This window comes from Thalassospira sp. MCCC 1A02898 (assembly GCF_001618185.1).
Taxonomy (GTDB): domain Bacteria; phylum Pseudomonadota; class Alphaproteobacteria; order Rhodospirillales; family Thalassospiraceae; genus Thalassospira; species Thalassospira tepidiphila.
The window spans coordinates 127,238-144,748 of the sequence record NZ_LPXK01000013.1 but is presented as its reverse complement, the minus strand read 5'-3'; the positions used below and the strand labels follow the sequence as shown (position 1 = coordinate 144,748).

Here is a 17,511-nt window from a genome sequence, read left to right as displayed (position 1 = left end):
ATCTTCCCCGACAACAGTTTTTGACCGTCGCCATATTATTGTTATGAGGTAATCAGGCGGCTGCCTGATCCAGTTTGATTTCGTTTTCGATCAACGGTTCATAGAATGACCGGATTTGATTTTTGACTTCGGCTGGATCATCCAACACATTGACAACGCGACGAAATTCCGTCGCGTTGCGCAGGCTGTTGCAATACCACGCCAGATGCTTGCGCGCGATGCGCACACCCTGACGGCCATGATGATCAATCATCGCATCATAGTGACGCAGGATAGTCTGGAGCTGAACTTCAAGTGTTGGCGCCGGAAGCTTTTTCCCCGTCGCAAGATAGTGTGACACCTGTGCAAGGAACCACGGACGCCCCTGCGCCCCACGACCGATCATGACCCCGTCTGCACCGGATCGTTTAAGCAGTTCCTTGGCGTCTTCTTCGCTGTTTACATCACCGTTGCCAAGAACCGGGATCGATACCGCGTCTTTGACCAGTGCAATCGCATCCCAGTCGGCATCGCCCTTATAGAACTGGCAGCGCGTGCGCCCATGAATGGTCAGCATCGCAATACCCAGATCCTCGGCAATGCGGGCAAGCTTCGGGGCATTACGATTATCATCATCCCAGCCAAGACGCATTTTCAACGTCACAGGAACCGACACCGCATCCACCGTCGCCTTGATAATATCGGCGGCCAGCTTTTCATCACGCATGAGTGCCGATCCGGCATAGCCCTTGGTCACCTTCTTGGCCGGGCACCCCATATTGATATCGATGATCATGGCCCCGCGGGCTTCGTTCATCTTGGCTGCTTCGGCCATTTCATCGGGTTCGGTGCCGGCAAGCTGAACCGAAAGCGGGCTTTCAGCAGCACGATCACCATGCATTTTACGGACTTCTTTTTCATGCCGCTGGATGCGGGTCATGGCATCCGACGCAATCATTTCGGACACAACAAGATGTCCGCCAAACTGGCGGACCTGTTGCCGAAACGGAAGGTCAGTCACACCTGACATCGGTGCCAGCACAACATTCTCTGGCACATGTACAGAACCGATCTGCAATGACATGAAGGAATTCCAATTGCCTAAAACTTGGGCAGATTAATAAAACTGGCCACGACATGCAACAACTCTCAGCCTGTTGATGCAATTATCGTTGTTTCAAACCTGAAAATTCTAGGAAAATCCGACGAAAGTTCAACATTGCCGGGACTAACCATCCGATCAGGAATGCCTGCCCATACCTGAATAATGACTAGCAATTATGCATACATCAAAAGGATGATCGTAAAAATTGAGCAAGACACAATCTGGCAGGGCTATGTGGTCACCCTGCTATCGGCTACCCGATGATATAGCCGGTTACCAACCGAACGCCCGGAAACGCCAAGGTCAGAAGCAACCAGGCGCCAAGAACAAAGCGTACGGCCATGCGCCCACGCAAGGTGGAGCGTTCATGGATAAAGATCAGCACACAAATGGTCGCAAAACCCAGCAAGGTCAGCAGCATCTTGTGGTCGATTTCCCACAGGCTCTGGCCTTCAACATATCGAAGGGCAAAGCCCGAAATGATCCCGATGATCAGGATCCAGGCCGACCATTTCAAAAACCCGACCAACATGTATTCACTGTCGCGCAGCGGCGGCAGACGTCGGCTCCAGCGGGTCGGCTTGCGTTTTTTCAGGGCATATTCCTGAACGACATAAGCCATTGCCGCAATCGCTGCCAAAGTCACAAGCGCATAGGTGATCAATGAACTGCCGATATGCGCCCAAAGCCAACCGGAATAAAGTGCCGGCCCATCGACGGTTTCAGCAACGTTGTTACCAAATACCCGGAAGACCGCCGCCAAAACCGCGAAAAGTAGCAGATAGCCGCCAATATACCCGGCCAATCGCCAGACCTGATGCGGGCCTTTGCAAATCACCAGACCACCAAAAATCAGGATTACGGTTAGTTCCGACCAATGCAGGGCCGCGGCAAAGCCACGGGACTGAACTTCCTCGCCGGTAACCCCCAGCAACACCATTGTGCCAACAGCCGCCAGACAAATGGATGCATAAAGCCAGATATCACGCCGTGGTTCAGGGCGCATGATCTGTCCGGTCAGGGGCAACAGGGCAAGGATATGGATATATGCTGCAAGCATCTTGAAACCCGTTTCAGTCTCCGGGATCAATCGCGACCCCGATATTGCATTTGCCGACTTGGCAAAACCTCCGCAGAAAGATAGCCTGCGGCGCACTCACGACAAGCCATGGCTTTATGTTTATGACCCAAAAAACAGGCGTTGTCATCGTCGCTGCCGGCAGCGGTAGCAGATTTGGCGACCCGATACCAAAACAATATCACATGCTTGGCGGCAAAAGCATTCTTGCACATTGCATCGAATGCTTTGCACGTCATACCGATCCCGACCTTATTCAGGTGGTCTATAATCCAGCCCACCGGGAGTGGTATGAAAGCGCGACAGCGGCTTTGAATGAAACCGGATCACTCCCAGCACCAGTGACAGGTGGTGACACCCGGCAGCAATCGGTTCTGAACGGATTGCGCGCCCTTGAGGCCAAAGGACCGGATATTGTTCTGATCCACGACGCAGCACGCCCGGGGATATCCGATGACGTGATTGATCGGGTTATGACAGCACTTCAGACCCATCCGGGGGCGATACCCACCCTGCCGGTGGCGGATACCATCAAGCAGACAGATCGGGATGGCGTCATCACCAAAACGATTGCACGCGAAACCCTACAACGTGCGCAGACCCCACAGGGGTTTGATTTCAAAACGATTCTCGATGCGCACCAGAAATTCGAAGGCCAGGAATTTACCGACGATGCAGCCCTGCTTGAGGCCATCGGGCTTGATGTGATCTGCGTTGCAGGCACCACCAACAATGACAAAATCACCCACCGGGATGATTTTGGCCGCGCACAAAGCTGGGCAAATACGACAGACAAGGAAACAGCGCATATGTCGCAAGAAGAATATCGGGCTGGCACCGGATTTGACGTTCACCGCTTCGCGCCGGGGGATCATTGCATCCTTTGCGGGGTAAAAGTCCCGCACAGCGCGCGCCTTGAAGGTCATTCCGACGCCGATGTCGGCCTGCATACCCTGACCGATGCCATTTTGGGCGCGATTGGTGCTGGCGACATTGGCCAACACTTCCCGCCAAGCGACATGCAATGGAAAGGTGCGGCGTCCGACATCTTCCTCAGACATGCGGCCGATCTTGTTCGCAAGCGTGGCGGGCGGATTGTGAATGTTGATGTGACACTCATCTGTGAACGTCCGAAAATCGGGCCACACACCCCTGCCATGCGCCAAAAAGTCGCAGACATTCTTGGCATTGATGTGGACCGCGTCAACGTCAAGGCCACCACCACCGAACGACTTGGCTTTACCGGACGCGAAGAAGGCATTGCCGCACAGGCGGCCGTCAGTGTTGCCCTTCCGATCAACTGATCAACCGCGAAGACCAACAGACAAAGGGCAGGATCAAAATCCTGCCCTTTTGCATTTCAAGGATATATGGCGCGCAACGGCAGCTTAGGACGCGGCCTTGTCGCCCTCTTCTTCTGGCAACTGGTGTTTCATCAGCACCGGTACCTGCGCCATGCCAAACACCATGGTGATCGGCATGATGCCCCAGACCTTGAAAGCCACCCATGTATCGGTCGAGCAATTGCGCCAGACGATTTCATTGACCACGGCCAGAAACACAAAGAAGAACGCCCAACGCCAGGTCAAAATGCGCCAACCCTCATCGGTTGCCTTGAACGCGCTTTCCAGAACCAGCTTCAGGAACAGTTTTCTTGCTGCCAGTCCGCCAAACAGAATGCTGGCAAACAGCAAGTTCACAATCGTCGGCTTGATCTTGATGAACAATTCATCATCAAGATACAGCGTCAGGCCACCAAACACGATGACAAACACCCCACCAATCAGCGGCATCACCGGGATGGTTCGCGCCAGCGCGTATGACGTCGCGAGTGCTACGACGGTGGCGGCGACGAACACTGCCGTTGCTGTCATCAGGTTGGTCGTTGCATTCACCGCAAAAAACAGGACCAACGGCCCCATTTCGAGGGCCATTTTGGTAAGCTGGTTCATTAACTCGTATCATCCCATGGAATAAATTTGCGCCATCCTAGGGGGCATGCCCACCAGATGCAATCACATCAGCCGTGATCCTGATCCCAATTGGGTTTGCAGCCATGAAACATAATCGTGATTGCCCCGCCCCAACGGGAGTTCAAGAATACAGGGGACCTCGTAGGGGTGGTGATCTTCGACCCATTGCGCCAATTCAAGCGCCTTGGTTTTTGACGTTTTCAGAATAACCACCACCTCGGTTTCTTCCTCGACATCGCCATCCCATTCATAGATCGCCGTCATATGCGGCAAGACATTGGCACAGGCCGCCAGTTTTTCGCGAATAGCACCACCCGCAATCACACGTGCCATATCCATGTCAGGCACCGTAACATACAGAAATGACATCTCACTTGGTTGGAACTCTTCTGGCGTCATTGCGATTGCTCCATGGTTGATAATCCGTCACACTGATTAGGGTCAGGACCTAACATCCGATGTTTGTATCACCAATCATATCATAACGGTGCGAGGAGTACCGATGGCGGGGAAAAAACATTCGAAACCGACCGATGTGCAGCTTGAATGGCTGCGCCGTGGTCTCAGCCAGCCCGGTGGCAAATTGCCGCTTTTTGACGGCAATGGCAAACAGATCAGCGAAAAAACGGTTCGAAGCTGTATTGATCATGGCTGGGCGGCACCGTGGTTTGACAACCCTGTCAAACCCGATTGGCTGATCTGCAAGCTGACCGACGAAGGGCGTCGGGTCGCCAGTGCGGGCAATTAACGCCCATTCCCCCGAAAGCTTGGCCTGCCAAAGCCGCAAAATCCTGACCGATCTGATCCGATCCCGATGATTGCGGGTATCAGACTCATCTTGCTGATGGCAACAGATGAGTAAAGATCATGCCGATATTGCTGCGAAATATGTTCCGGGTGGTTACCGTTCTGGGTGGTTTGTTATGCCTTCCGCAGGCGGCTGCCGCCTCCGACGAAGCGTGGCAAATTTGGCAGTCTGACGGTGTTCATGCCTTGATGCGCCATGCCATTGCGCCGGGCACCGGCGATCCGGCAAACTTCACCCTTGGCGATTGCACGACACAGCGCAATCTGGACAACACCGGCCGCCAACAAGCGCGTCAAACCGGCGATCGCATCCGCGAAATGGGGATTGAATTAACCTCAATCCTGACAAGCCAGTGGTGCCGATGCGTTGATACCGCGCAGTTGCTTGATCTTGGTCCGGTGACCGAGGCGCCAGCACTGAATTCCTTTTTCCGCAATCGCAGCACAGAAGCGGCACAGACCGCCGAAATCAAAGCAAAGCTTGCCAGCCTTTCCGGTGATGAAAAGCTGTTACTGGTGACCCATCAGGTGAACATCACCGCCCTGACCGACATTTTCCCGCGGTCCGGTGAAATCATTCTGTTCAGGATGTCTGATGATGGCACGGAACTAAATTTGCTTGCGCGTCTGATGCCGTAGCATACCGCGATGCGATTTTTCGCAATAATATCAAAGGGGGAATAATTGGTCGGAGCGAGAGGATTCGAACCTCCGACCCCCTGCACCCCATGCAGGTGCGCTACCAGGCTGCGCCACGCTCCGACCGTAGAGTTGCGCCGTTTGGCGCGGCTCGATAAATAGCGGCGCCACGCCAAAGACGCAAATGGTTTTTATGGATTTTTTTTAACGTCCTGCAGGCCTGTGCGCAGGATCACCTGAAGTTCTTCGAGTTCGCCCAAAACAGCTTTCAGGGCTGTTTTGTCCGGACCGGAGACACTGGCCATTCCAGACACAGTGGAACCAGACGCCATATCCGATGCGCCCGTCTCTGCGTCCTGGCCGGTTACTGCGATTTCCGATGGCAACTTGCCCTTGTTCTGATCAAGGAGCTTTTGCACCCCCTTGATCGTAAAGCCCTGATCGTGCAGCAGCGTGCGAATATGGGCAAGGAAATCAATGTCTTCTGGACGATAATAACGTCTGCCCCCTGCCCGTTTCATCGGTTGGATCTGGCGAAACTTGGATTCCCAGAACCGCAGGACGTGCTGCTGAAGACCAAGCTCCTTTGCAGCCTCGCTAATTGTGCGAAAAGCAGAGTCAGACTTTGCTGTCCGGCGGGAAGTTCCCGCCGCAGCCCCCAAGTTCGTTTTCATGACTTCTTTTTCTTAAGCGTTAATTCGGGCTTTCAGGACCTGTGAAGGCCGGAAGACAAGCACCTTACGCGGAAGGATCGGTACTTCTTCACCCGTTTTCGGGTTTCGTCCGATACGCTGACCTTTCTGACGAACAGAGAAACTTCCGAAAGAGGAAATTTTTACAACTTCGTCCTTGATCAGTGCCGATGAAATTTCATCGAGAACAGTTTCAAGCAGCTGGGCGGATTCATTCCGCGACAGACCAACTTCCTGATAAACGGCTTCCGCGAGATCCGCACGGGTAATCGTTGTTTCCGACATGACAGGCCGCCTCCTAATTACGGGACTTAATTTACAAGGCTATATCTGGTAGCGAAATCACTCAATATCAACAGGATACAATGCTTTTTGACGGAATGTTGTGAAAATTAAGAATTTCACGTGAATTTGTGTCATTCCGTACAAATGGTCCGGCTTTACCAACGCATTAGCGATGCGCCCCAGGTAAAACCGCCGCCCATGGCTTCAAGCACGACAATATCACCGCGTTTGACACGTCCGTCATGGACCGCCTCGGCCAGTGCCAATGGGATTGACGCCGCAGACGTATTGGCGTGACGATCAACCGTCACAACCACCTTATCCTTGGAAATACCAAACTTGCGCGCCGTACTATCGAGAATGCGCTGGTTGGCCTGATGCGGTACCAGCCAGTCAATATCGCCCGGCTCAAGGCCGGTATCGGCCAAAACTTCGCGAATAACGCTGGCAAGGTTTGTCACGGCGTGGCGGAAGACTTCCTGACCTTCCATGCGCAAATGCCCGACGGTCTGGGTCGCAGACGGCCCACCATCAACATAAAGAAGCTCATACTTGCTGCCATCGGAATGCAGACGGTTGGCAAGAATACCTACGTCTTCAATCGTGCCTGTGCCTTCAACGGCCTGCACGACGACAGCCCCCGCACCATCGCCAAACAGCACGCAGGTCCGGCGATCTTCCCAATCAAGGATACGCGAAAATGTCTCCGCCCCGATAACAAGCGCGGTTTTGGCCTGACCGTTACGGATATACATGTCCGCCGTCGTCAGCGCATAGATAAAGCCCGAACAAACCGCCTGCACATCAAAGGCGAACCCTTTGACCCCAAGGCGATTTTGCACCTTGGTGGCTGTGGCCGGAAATGTGTTGTCCGGGGTCGCGGTCGCAACAATGATCAGATCGATGTCATCAGATGTGACACCGGCATGTTCCATCGCGCTTTTGGCAGCGGCAAAGGCAAGATCACTGGTGGTTTCACCTTCGGCTGCGATGTGGCGCTGACGAATGCCCGTGCGGGCAACAATCCATTCATCTGACGTGTCAACGCGCTTGGCCAGATCATCATTGGTTACAACGTTTGCAGGCAAATATGAACCGCAACCAATAATGCGAGAACGAGTTGTCATGATTTGGGGACCGCCGGTTTTCTGTTTTTCTGGTGGGTTAATCAGTTGGCTTGACCAACAGGAACGGCAACATCTTCTTGCTCCGCATTTTCAAGGCCGCTCATGGCCTCTTCAAATAGTGCAAGCTCGTGCTTGATGCTGTCATTGAGGTTGTTCACAATCAGATCGTGGCAAACCCCGATGGCGTTGGAAAAACCAAGCGCGTCGGTGCCGCCATGGCTTTTGACCGCAATACCATTCAGGCCAAGCAACATGGCCCCGTTATAACGGCGCGGATCCATGCGATCACGGAAACGCTGAAGCGAACGACGGGCAAGAAGATAACCGATCTTGGCAAAGAACGAACTTTTGAACGTCTCGCGCAGGAAATGCACCAGCAGACGCGCAGTACCTTCTGCGGTTTTCAGCGCAACGTTGCCGGTAAACCCGTCAGTCACGATCACATCGACCGTCCCCTTGGCCAGGTCATCCCCTTCGACAAAGCCCTCAAAACGGATCGGCAGATCAATGTCGCGCAAAATCGCCGCGGCTTTCTTGACCGACTCATTCCCCTTGAGTTCTTCAATACCAACGTTGAGCAAACCGACAGACGGTTTTTCAAGGCCAAACAGGATCCGTGTGAACACTTCACCCATCAGGGCAAACTGCACAAGGTTGTGTTCGTCACATTCGATGTTTGCGCCAAGATCAAGCATCACCGTCTCGCCGCGCTGTGTCGGCATATAGGTGGCGATTGCCGGGCGATCGATGCCGCGGACAGTTTTCAAAACGAACTTGGCCATCGCCATCAGCGCACCGGTATTCCCGGCAGACACGACACCTTGTGCGTCGCCCTCTTTTACGGCGTTGATGGCAAGACGCATGCTGGAATCACGGCGCTGGCGAAGCGCGACGGAAGGTTTGTCTTCCATCATGACTTCCTGCGAAGCGTGGCGGATGTCGCTGACAGCTTCCAGTGTTGGATATTTGGCCAAAAGCGGTTTGAGTTTCGCTTCATCACCAAACATCAGAAACTTGAGATGGGGCAAACGCTTGAGCGCAATTTCGGCACCAGCCAAAACCATCTCAGGCGCGTGGTCTCCTCCCATCGCGTCAAGTGATATGCAAACCTGTTCAGGCAACGTATTCTCTTATGGTTGTTCTAAAATCTCTGAACCGGGTATCCGGCAGGCAAGCCAATAGGCAAAGCTTGTCATCAATGGGCCGGAAGGCCCGTAATTACCGGAATTCTCCACCAGATACAAGGTAAAGCACATTCCGGCTGCCCACACCATAACAGCGTGAACGCGATCATAGTGCAGTCAAAACGTGAAATGCCGGTAAATACCGGCATATTCAACAAGCCTAATCATCAGACGTTCCCGCCCGGATGACCACTATTTTTTCTTTTCAAGCTGTTCTTTAAGGCCTGCAAGCTGCGCAAACGGGTTGGGTTTGTCGGCGTCGGCTTCTTCTTCGGTCTGGATCGAGTCCGGCAGTTCTGCATCATCCTTGCGCGGATACGGGTCCATCGCAACGGCAAGGAACTGTGCAACAACCTCGCCCAGATCAATCATGCCATCGACAAGCGGTTCGGGCTGTTCAAGCAGCGCCATCAATTCGGCTTCCGACAGATTTTCAAGATCGTCCGGGTTTGACGGCATGTCTTCTTCGGAAACATGCGGCGAGAAAAGAACCTCGACCGTATCTTCAACAGTTTCCGGCACGGGCTCGAGTGTGGCGACGCAGCGCTGGACGATTTCGGCACTCATCGGGCCACGCACGGTAACTTCGCCGTTTGACGCGGTTTTAACTTCGAGCTCGGCACGCAGGCTATCGATGGAAACCAGCTCGAACCGTTTGGCCAGTTCGGCACGTTCCTTTTCGTTGGCTTCAATAACAAGTTTCTCTTTGCCACTGACCATTTCATCGGTTTTGACAATACGGGAAAACTCGGGGGTAAAATTATCAGGCATCAGGTCGTTCTTTCTCGTGCGAGTCAGATACAGCAACAGCCGGGACATCGGGAAAATGAACCGCGCCGTTCTGCATTTGCATAATGGTTTGATTTTCAAGGCTGGTCAGCGCGTCGTGGATATAGCCGACCATCGCCATAAGTTGTTCATTGCTGACATTACAGTCAGCGTAAAGATTACGGTCCAGTGCGGCGGCAAGCTCGGCTGCGCCAGACTGAACACCTTCTTCATAGGCAACAATGCGCCCATGGTAGGATTCAGACATCTTGCGGATCCGTTTCAGGATACCGACATCGCCGATCCCCATTTCACGCATATTCTGATCAAGGTCAGAAAACATCACATCAAAGATGCGCTGTGCAAGATCACGATCACCATCATCGGCCTTCAAACGGCGAAACAGGATGAATGCATGAACGAGAATAAGGTCAAAGCGCCCTTCCATCTTATCGGGAACGCCAAGCTTTGCGTAGAAGTCCGGTTGGCGCGCCTGGGTTACCATTGCCGTGTAAAGCTCGAACGCAGCAGTTTGCTTGCGGTCTTTTTTCTTAAGCCATCCAAACAACAGTAACACTCCTTCGTTGACATTCCTGTCGTGGCACGCAGAATGCCGTAAATCTCATTGGGGCATGTCTGCCCCATGCATTGCCCGGCAATATCATGCGCCTCGCGCAGAAACTCAAGGCAATTCCGGTTTCGCTTCAAGAAGAGGGTCGCTCAGGTGAGCTTCATGGATAACAAAACTACCCGCATTCCCCTGATCATGCTGGCAGGGCTGGCTATTGCCTTTGTCGCTGCCTGCAGCCCCAGAATTGCGACCCGCGGCCACGCGCCGGACCCAGAACAGCTTGAACAGATCTCTGTCGGAGAATCGACCAAGGGTGATGTCACCAATATTCTGGGATCGCCATCATCGGTTGCCGCCTTTGACGAAAATGTCTGGCTTTATATTTCCAGTGTGACCGAGACCGTTGCGTTCTTCGAACCTGAAACCGTCCAGCAGAAAGTCATTCTGATCAGCTTCGATGCGGCCAACCGCGTCGAAATCCTGAGTGAATATGACCTCGAAGACGGCAAGCCGGTTATCCCGACGGACCGCGTTACACCGACCGCCGGTCGTGAAATCACAATCCTGCAGCAGCTCTTTGGCAACCTCGGCCGCTTCAGCGAGCAGAAATAAGCCGCCTGAGCCGATCAAGACAACTGTCGTTATTTAAAATGGTCGAACCCGCCATCTGCGAGTTCGGCCATTTTTCCATCCGTCCCGATCAGTGATACAACACCAACTTCATCCGTCACCCCGCCGATGACGGTGAACGCATCGCCCAAGGCAGCAACATCATCGGGTGCGCCAGCAATCAGAAGTTCGTAATCATCACCGCCCGAAAGAATGCGCGACCACTGGTCTTCATCTCCATCCAGCACAGCGCGCGCTGCCTTGGATAACGGAACAGCATCGCGGTTGATCACAAGACCGACACTCGAAGCAGAGCATATCTTGCGACAATCACCTGCAAGCCCGTCGGAAATATCCATGGCAGCCAGCCGCCGTTTCGATGCGATACAGGCCGCACTTTCCGTCATCCGTGGCTGCGGCAACAAATAACGGTCTTTCAGGAACTCGGCCAAATCCGGGTTAAGATCGGGAAATTCGCCGTTCAGTAGCGCCAGCCCCAAGGCCGCATCGCCCAACGTTCCGGTGACGGCCAAAACATCGCCCGGCTTTGCCAGATCACGTCGCAGGGCCCTGCCCGTTGGAACATAGCCAAATGCCGTCAGACTGAAGAATGTCGGGCCCGGCGTTGCAACCGTATCCCCGCCCCAAAGCGAAACATCATAAGCCGCACAGTCTTCGCCAAAACCCTTGGCAAATCGCGCCACCCAGTCATCCGACAGATTGCGATTATAACCCGAACTCAAGACGACGCCGCCCGGTCGGGCGCCCATGGCCGCCAAGTCCGACAGGTTCACGCGCAGAACTTTCTTTGCGATCAGTTCCGGTTCATCAATGCTTCGGAAATGGACATCAGCCACCAGCGCATCGGTTGTGACAACAACCTCGTGCCCGGCGGGTGGTGAAAATACGGCCGCATCATCCTTCAAAGACAATGCGGCCGGATCACTTTGCGCAATGGGCGCAAAATGGCGCGCGATCAGTTCAAATTCGCCGGATCGCGCTGCCATATCAATTCTGTCCGGCTTCACCGGGACGCAAGGTTTTCCCGATACGATCCAGCACGGCATTGACCAGCTTCGGTTCGTTCTCGTCAAAGAACGAATGCGCTGCGTCAACGTATTCCGTGATGACAACCCGCATCGGCACGTCTTCACGTGCGATCAGTTCATACGTGCCCGCACGCAAGATGCTGCGCAGAACCGTCTCAAGACGCTGCGTGGTCCAGCCCTTTTCAAGCGCACCATTGATCAGCGCATCAAGATCGACCATGCGCGCGGCAACACCCTGAACCAGATCGGCGAAAAAGCCGCGATCCGGATCGATCAGGTCTTCGTTTGGCACATCAAGATCGCGACCACCCGTACCATCAAGGCGGAAGTCGGAATATTCGCGCACGATATCAGCGGCAGGCAACTGCGAAAGCTCTGCCTGGTAAAGCGCCTGAATAGCGGCAAAACGCGCCGCGCTGCGCCGTTGTGCGGCTGATGCCTTTGATTTCTCGGTCATTACTTGTGATGTATTCCAAAGTGGTTTTGAACTTCAATCTGACGCAGAACAGCTTTGGCAGCCTCGCCGCCCTTGTTCTTTTCGTCAGCCTTGGCCCGTGCAAGTGCTTGCGCCTCGTTCTCGACAGTCAGGATGCCATTGCCGATTGCCAGGTTGTAGTCAAGGCAAAGCTGCATCAGCGCACGGTTGGCTTCTTCGCAGATGTGATCGTAATGCGTGGTTTCACCACGAATAACACACCCCAGCGCAAGATAACCGTCATAGCGCGGACCGGTGGCCAGTTCTTCCATCGACTGCACAGCATAACGGATGGTAATTGGCACTTCAAACGCACCCGCGACCGAAATACGGTCCCATGTCGCGCCACCAGCTTGCAGCGTCGAAGCAGCCCCTTTGACAAGGTCTTCGACGATATGCGTGTAATACGGCGCATCCACAATCAGAATGTGGGGGGCGTTGCTCATGATTTTATTCCTCCGAGACGACAAGCGGACGCTGATCAACCAGATTTAGACCGAAGCCGTCAAGTCCTACAATGTGGCGTTTGGTATTTGAAAGCAGAATCATGTCGCGAATGCCAAGATCATGCAAGATTTGCGCGCCGACACCATAGTCGCGCAAATCGCCATCACCGTTTTCACTCGCCAGTTCCTGACGCAGGGCATCACCATCACCGCCATTCATCTCGATCAGTTTGGCAATCGAAGCAGACAGCGTGTTCGGGCGCGGTTCACGGATCAGGACAACCACACCACGCCCCTCCTCTCCGATCTGGCGCATGGCGGTCGAAAGTTGGCCCTGATGCCCCGTTTGGGTGTCACCCAAGACATCTTCTATCACATTTAGGGCATGCACACGGGTCAGAACCGGCGCATCATCAGAAATATCGCCTTTGACCAGTGCAATATGTTCGGCATAGGTGACGTTGTTGACATAAAGATGCATGTCAAACTCGCCGCCATTTACACTTTTGATCTTGGTGGTGGCTTTGCGCTGAACGACCTTTTCATGCTTGCGGCGATAACGGATCAGATCGGCAATCTGCGCTATCTTGAGATTGTGTTTCTTGGCAAACTCGACCAGTTCTGGCAATCGCGCCATTTCACCTGAATCACTCATGATTTCACAAATGACACCCGACGGGTTCAGGCCCGCAAGGCGTGCGATATCAACAGACGCCTCCGTATGACCAGCACGCACCAGAACCCCACCCGGACGGGCACGAAGCGGGAATACATGGCCCGGTGTCACGATATCGTGGCGACCGGCATTGGGATCAATCGCAACGGCCACAGTCCGTGCCCGGTCAGGGGCGGAAATACCGGTGGTGACGCCGGTTTTGGCTTCGATCGATACGGTAAAGGCTGTTTCGTGGCGCGTGCCGTTATGCGCACTCATCATGGTCAGGCCAAGCTCGTCGCAACGCTCAGATTCAAGCGTCAGACAAATCAGGCCACGACCATGGGTTGCCATGAAATTGATGGCATCGGGCGTTGCCATCTGGGCCGGAATAACCAGGTCGCCCTCGTTTTCGCGGTCCTCGTCATCGACAAGAATGAACATCCGGCCATTGCGGGCCTCTTCGATGACGTCTTCGATTGGCGAAAGATAATTATGCGGCATTGTTGATCAATCCTTGCCCAGCATGCGCGCGACGTAGCGTGCCAGCATATCAATTTCAAAGTTGATCCGGTCGCCCGGTTGCTTTGAACCCAATGTGGTTTCGTTTTGGGTATGTGGTATCAGATTGATACCAAAAGTGTTTCCGTCAACCTCGTTGACAGTCAAAGATACGCCTTCAAGCGTCACCGATCCCTTGGATGCGATATATTTAGCAAAGGCTTCGGGCACCTCGAATGTCAGGCGCAAAGAGTCGCCTTCAGGTACGCGTTTCGTCAGCGTTGCGACGCCATCGACATGTCCGGATACGATGTGGCCACCCAACTCATCCCCGACACGCGTCGCCTGTTCGAGGTTGACCTTGGAACCGACAACAAGATCACCCAGCGTTGTCCGCGACAGGCTTTCTGCCGATGCCTCGATGGCAAACCAGTCATCACCGGTTTCGATCACGGTCATGCAGGCACCATTACACGCGATTGATGCCCCCAGAACGATCTTTGAGGTATCAAATGATGTGGTGAACTCAAACCGGGTGTCGCCGGTTTTCTTGATTGCACGCACGGTTGCGATATCGGTGATGATGCCAGTGAACATTCATTTATTCCGTTATTTTATCGTAGGTTACCGCAATATCTGCACCCACTTCACGAACTGAAGTACGTTTGAAATGCGGTGCGTCGGCAAGCTGGTTCAAACCAAGATCTGCAATCATTGCCTTGCCGTCGCCACCAATCAACGATGGCGCGACAAAATGAATGATATGATCGACCACATCGGCCCTGATCAAACCGGCGGCAAGATTTCCGCCACTTTCAACAAGGACACGCGTCAGACCTTCATCTGCCAGCTTACGCAGGACATCATGTAGGTCCAAATGATCGCCTGCGCATCCGGCAGAAATCACTTTTACCGCAGTTTTTTCAAATTTTTCCGATAGTTCGGCGAAATTCTTGTCGGCTGTCACCAGCCATGTCGGCACGTCATCGGCCGTCTGGACAAGCCTGGCAGTAACCGGTACGTCGCCTGCGCGGTCCAGAATGACACGCACCGGCGATTGATACTCCCGCCCGGCAAGGCGACAGGTCAAGCTTGGATCATCGGCGATGACCGTCTTGGCACCGACCAGAATGGCGTCATGGTTCGCGCGCAACATGTGACCGGCTTCGCGTGCGCCAGCACCCGTAATCCACTGGCTTTCGCCATCTGCTGTCGCAGATCGCGCATCAAGGGTCGATGCCAGTTTAAGGGTGACAAACGGACGGGAACGCTCGGCCTTCGACAGGAAACCTTCATTCACACGCCGGGCCTCGTCGGCATAAAGCCCGACGTCAACCTTGATACCCGCATCACGCAGCATTTTGTGCCCCCTGCCCGACACACGCGGATCCGGATCGGTCAGCGCGCTGACAACCCGCGACACCCCGGCTTCAATCAGGCCGGTTGCACAGGGCGGTGTTTTACCAACATGGCTGCACGGTTCAAGGGTGACATAGGCGGTTGCACCACAGGCCAAGGGACCGGCAATATCAAGGGCAACGCGTTCGGCATGCGGGCGGCCACCGGGTTGTGTGTGACCACGGCCAACAATGGTGCCATCAGAAGAAACAAGGACACAACCAACCGACGGGTTCGGCCAGACATTTCCCAAACCGCGTTTTGACAGGCTCAATGCGACCCGCATGAAGTGCCGGTCGTCTTCGCTAAACGCGGGGGCTGTCATTACTCTGCGTCCGCCTCTTCTTCCCCATCATGCATTTTTTCGACGAATTGTTCGAAATCGCGGGCTTCACGGAAATTCTTGTACACCGAAGCGTAGCGTACATAAGCCACCTGATCGAGGGCATTCAGCGCCTCCATCACCATTTCGCCAATGGTATCGGTGGAAATATCGCTTTCGCCACTGCTTTCAAGACGGCGTTGAATGCCATTAAGGGCCTTTTCAACACGTTCGTCTTCAATCGGGCGTTTGCGACACGCAAGAAAGATCGACCGCGCCAGTTTGTCGCGGTCGAACAATTCGCGTTGCCCGTCTGTCTTCACAACCATCAATTCACGCAACTGGACACGTTCAAATGTCGTGAAGCGCGATCCGCAGGCAGGACAGAACCGGCGACGACGAATGGCATGATGCTCTTCGGTCGGACGGGAGTCCTTAACCTGGGTATCGGTATGTCCGCAAAACGGGCAACGCATATTTTTATCTAAGCCTCAAATCGATCAGGAATAGATCGGGAAACGCTTGCAGAGGTCTTCAACCTTCGCACGGACGGCGGCCTCGACTTCGGCATTGCCTTCCGGGTTGTCGACCATGGCATCCAGAACGTCACCGATCAGCTCACCGATCTGCTGGAATTCGGCAACACCGAAACCACGCGTGGTACCAGCCGGCGTACCAAGTCGCACACCTGACGTAATGGTCGGCTTTTCGGTGTCAAACGGAATACCGTTTTTGTTGCACGTAATGCCTGCACGTTCGAGCGCGACTTCCGCCGTGTTACCTTTCAGGCCCTTCGGACGCAGGTCCACCAGCATAAGGTGCGTATCGGTACCACCGGTCACGATGTCAAAGCCACGTTTGACAAGGACTTCGGCCAGTGCCTTGGCGTTATCAACAACCTGCCGGGCATATGCCTTGAATTCCGGACGAAGTGCTTCGCCAAAGGCAACAGCCTTGGCCGCAATCACATGCATCAGCGGACCACCCTGCAGACCCGGGAAGACGGCGGAATTGATCTTTTTGCCGATCTCGAGGTTGTTTGACAGGATCATGCCGCCACGCGGACCACGAAGGGTTTTGTGCGTGGTGGTGGTTACGACATCTGCATAAGGAAGCGGGCTCGGATGAACGCTACCGGCAACCAGGCCAGCAAAGTGCGCCATATCAACCATCAGCAAAGCGCCAACCTTGTCCGCGATTTCACGGAAACGCTTGAAATCGATCTGACGCGGAATGGCCGAACCACCGGCAATGATCAGGGCCGGTTTGTGCTCAACCGCAAGGGCCTCAACCTGGTCGTAATCAAGGGTCAGGTCGTCTTCACGAACACCATACTGAACCGCATTGAACCACTTGCCCGAAAGTGCCGGACGCGCACCATGGGTCAGGTGACCACCAGCATCAAGCGACATACCCAGAATGGTATCGCCCGGCTTGCAAAGGGCCAGCATCACCGCACCGTTTGCCTGCGCACCGGAATGGGGCTGAACGTTGACAAATTCGCAGCCGAAGATTTCCTTGGCGCGATCGATTGCCAGCTGTTCGGCAACGTCAACATATTCACAACCACCATAATAACGGCGCGAAGGATAACCTTCGGCGTATTTGTTGGTCAGGACAGTGCCCTGTGCCTCGATAACCGCTTTGGAAACGATGTTTTCCGAAGCAATCATCTCGATCTGGTTCTGCTGACGATCAAGCTCGTCGGTAACAGATTTGTACAGTGCCGGATCAGCTTCGGCCAAGCTGGTGGTGAAAAAGCCTTTGAACGACATGCGGGGGCCTCTTTCGATGCGATGTGACGGGTAACGATCCCTTAAGGAACCGCCTGCCCGTTCCGGTTGATGC

The 17,511-nt window shown here is 54.2% G+C and carries 22 protein-coding genes and 1 tRNA gene; 4 read left to right on the top strand and 19 right to left on the bottom strand.

Annotation, left to right across the window (positions count from 1 at the left end; all coding sequences use genetic code 11):
* Window positions 1-52: 52 nt before the first annotated feature.
* Window positions 53-1,063, bottom strand: coding sequence for a tRNA dihydrouridine synthase DusB (gene dusB / locus AUQ41_RS17340; protein ID WP_063089479.1), 1,011 nt, complete (start codon window positions 1,061-1,063; stop codon window positions 53-55).
* A gap of 274 nt (window positions 1,064-1,337) precedes the next feature.
* Window positions 1,338-2,144: a cytochrome c biogenesis protein CcsA gene (gene ccsA, locus AUQ41_RS17335; RefSeq protein WP_063089477.1), complete on the bottom strand. Its 807-nt coding sequence runs from the start codon at window positions 2,142-2,144 to the stop codon at window positions 1,338-1,340.
* Window positions 2,145-2,260: 116 nt separating this feature from the next.
* Here ccsA and AUQ41_RS17330 point away from each other — a divergent pair, with 116 nt between their 5' ends.
* Complete coding sequence (locus tag AUQ41_RS17330) at window positions 2,261-3,466, top strand: bifunctional 2-C-methyl-D-erythritol 4-phosphate cytidylyltransferase/2-C-methyl-D-erythritol 2,4-cyclodiphosphate synthase (RefSeq protein WP_083952780.1); 1,206 nt, start codon at window positions 2,261-2,263, stop codon at window positions 3,464-3,466.
* A gap of 84 nt (window positions 3,467-3,550) precedes the next feature.
* Here AUQ41_RS17330 and AUQ41_RS17325 read toward each other — a convergent pair whose 3' ends face one another.
* Both AUQ41_RS17325 and cutA read right to left on the bottom strand, forming a co-directional pair.
* Window positions 3,551-4,114 carry a septation protein A gene (locus AUQ41_RS17325; protein ID WP_063089475.1) on the bottom strand — a complete coding sequence of 188 codons (564 nt, stop codon included), beginning with the start codon at window positions 4,112-4,114 and terminating at the stop codon, window positions 3,551-3,553.
* Between the two features lie 63 nt (window positions 4,115-4,177).
* Window positions 4,178-4,534, bottom strand: a complete 357-nt coding sequence (cutA, locus tag AUQ41_RS17320) for a divalent-cation tolerance protein CutA (RefSeq protein WP_008891093.1) — start codon at window positions 4,532-4,534, stop codon at window positions 4,178-4,180.
* Between the two features lie 103 nt (window positions 4,535-4,637).
* On the opposite strand from cutA, the gene AUQ41_RS17315 reads away from it, so the two are divergent.
* On the top strand, window positions 4,638-4,883 hold the full coding sequence (locus tag AUQ41_RS17315; RefSeq protein WP_063089473.1) for a hypothetical protein: 246 nt from the start codon (window positions 4,638-4,640) through the stop codon (window positions 4,881-4,883).
* A 119-nt stretch (window positions 4,884-5,002) separates the two neighbouring features.
* A complete protein-coding gene (locus AUQ41_RS17310) occupies window positions 5,003-5,581 on the top strand; it encodes a histidine phosphatase family protein (protein ID WP_083952781.1) in 579 nt (192 codons plus the stop codon).
* Between the two features lie 46 nt (window positions 5,582-5,627).
* Here the strand turns inward: AUQ41_RS17310 and AUQ41_RS17305 are convergent.
* The 7 genes from AUQ41_RS17305 to AUQ41_RS17275 all read right to left on the bottom strand — a co-directional run bounded on the left by AUQ41_RS17305 (window position 5,628) and on the right by AUQ41_RS17275 (window position 10,214).
* Window positions 5,628-5,704 (bottom strand) — tRNA-Pro (locus AUQ41_RS17305).
* Between the two features lie 68 nt (window positions 5,705-5,772).
* Window positions 5,773-6,255, bottom strand: a complete 483-nt coding sequence (locus tag AUQ41_RS17300; RefSeq protein WP_063089470.1) for a MerR family transcriptional regulator — start codon at window positions 6,253-6,255, stop codon at window positions 5,773-5,775.
* Window positions 6,256-6,267: 12 nt separating this feature from the next.
* Window positions 6,268-6,558 (bottom strand): integration host factor subunit alpha, encoded by a 291-nt coding sequence (locus AUQ41_RS17295; RefSeq protein ID WP_008891097.1) that lies wholly within the window; start codon window positions 6,556-6,558, stop codon window positions 6,268-6,270.
* Between the two features lie 155 nt (window positions 6,559-6,713).
* Window positions 6,714-7,685, bottom strand: coding sequence for a beta-ketoacyl-ACP synthase III (locus tag AUQ41_RS17290; protein ID WP_063089468.1), 972 nt, complete (start codon window positions 7,683-7,685; stop codon window positions 6,714-6,716).
* Between the two features lie 41 nt (window positions 7,686-7,726).
* Window positions 7,727-8,806 (bottom strand): phosphate acyltransferase PlsX, encoded by a 1,080-nt coding sequence (gene plsX, locus AUQ41_RS17285; protein ID WP_063089467.1) that lies wholly within the window; start codon window positions 8,804-8,806, stop codon window positions 7,727-7,729.
* 255 nt (window positions 8,807-9,061) lie between these two features.
* Entirely contained in the window at window positions 9,062-9,640 is a 579-nt protein-coding gene (locus AUQ41_RS17280; RefSeq protein ID WP_008891100.1) for a DUF177 domain-containing protein, read from the bottom strand.
* Complete coding sequence (locus AUQ41_RS17275; protein WP_232308437.1) at window positions 9,633-10,214, bottom strand: ubiquinol-cytochrome C chaperone family protein; 582 nt, start codon at window positions 10,212-10,214, stop codon at window positions 9,633-9,635. Before AUQ41_RS17275 ends, AUQ41_RS17280 begins: the two co-directional genes overlap by 8 nt.
* A 156-nt stretch (window positions 10,215-10,370) precedes the next feature.
* Here AUQ41_RS17275 and AUQ41_RS17270 point away from each other — a divergent pair, with 156 nt between their 5' ends.
* Complete coding sequence (locus tag AUQ41_RS17270) at window positions 10,371-10,820, top strand: outer membrane protein assembly factor BamE (protein WP_008891102.1); 450 nt, start codon at window positions 10,371-10,373, stop codon at window positions 10,818-10,820.
* Window positions 10,821-10,849: 29 nt separating this feature from the next.
* On the opposite strand, the gene thiL is transcribed toward AUQ41_RS17270, so the two are convergent.
* The 8 genes from thiL to glyA are packed head-to-tail and all read right to left on the bottom strand — an operon-like array spanning window position 10,850 to window position 17,438.
* Window positions 10,850-11,824 carry a thiamine-phosphate kinase gene (thiL, locus tag AUQ41_RS17265; RefSeq protein WP_063089463.1) on the bottom strand — a complete coding sequence of 325 codons (975 nt, stop codon included), beginning with the start codon at window positions 11,822-11,824 and terminating at the stop codon, window positions 10,850-10,852.
* Between the two features lies 1 nt (window position 11,825).
* On the bottom strand, window positions 11,826-12,323 hold the full coding sequence (gene nusB / locus AUQ41_RS17260; protein WP_063089462.1) for a transcription antitermination factor NusB: 498 nt from the start codon (window positions 12,321-12,323) through the stop codon (window positions 11,826-11,828).
* Complete coding sequence (gene ribH, locus AUQ41_RS17255; RefSeq protein WP_008891105.1) at window positions 12,323-12,787, bottom strand: 6,7-dimethyl-8-ribityllumazine synthase; 465 nt, start codon at window positions 12,785-12,787, stop codon at window positions 12,323-12,325. Before ribH ends, nusB begins: the two co-directional genes overlap by 1 nt.
* A gap of 4 nt (window positions 12,788-12,791) precedes the next feature.
* The gene (gene ribB, locus AUQ41_RS17250; RefSeq protein ID WP_063089461.1) at window positions 12,792-13,946 is read right to left on the bottom strand and encodes a 3,4-dihydroxy-2-butanone-4-phosphate synthase; all 1,155 of its coding nucleotides are present in this window, start codon (window positions 13,944-13,946) and stop codon (window positions 12,792-12,794) included.
* Window positions 13,947-13,952: 6 nt separating this feature from the next.
* Complete coding sequence (locus tag AUQ41_RS17245; protein WP_063089459.1) at window positions 13,953-14,540, bottom strand: riboflavin synthase; 588 nt, start codon at window positions 14,538-14,540, stop codon at window positions 13,953-13,955.
* Window positions 14,541-14,544: 4 nt separating this feature from the next.
* Window positions 14,545-15,666, bottom strand: a complete 1,122-nt coding sequence (gene ribD / locus AUQ41_RS17240) for a bifunctional diaminohydroxyphosphoribosylaminopyrimidine deaminase/5-amino-6-(5-phosphoribosylamino)uracil reductase RibD (protein WP_063089458.1) — start codon at window positions 15,664-15,666, stop codon at window positions 14,545-14,547.
* A complete protein-coding gene (nrdR, locus tag AUQ41_RS17235) occupies window positions 15,666-16,139 on the bottom strand; it encodes a transcriptional regulator NrdR (protein ID WP_008891109.1) in 474 nt (157 codons plus the stop codon). The genes ribD and nrdR overlap by 1 nt, the downstream gene beginning before the upstream one ends.
* A 24-nt stretch (window positions 16,140-16,163) precedes the next feature.
* Window positions 16,164-17,438, bottom strand: coding sequence for a serine hydroxymethyltransferase (gene glyA / locus AUQ41_RS17230; protein WP_063089457.1), 1,275 nt, complete (start codon window positions 17,436-17,438; stop codon window positions 16,164-16,166).
* Between the last annotated feature and the right edge of the window lie 73 nt (window positions 17,439-17,511).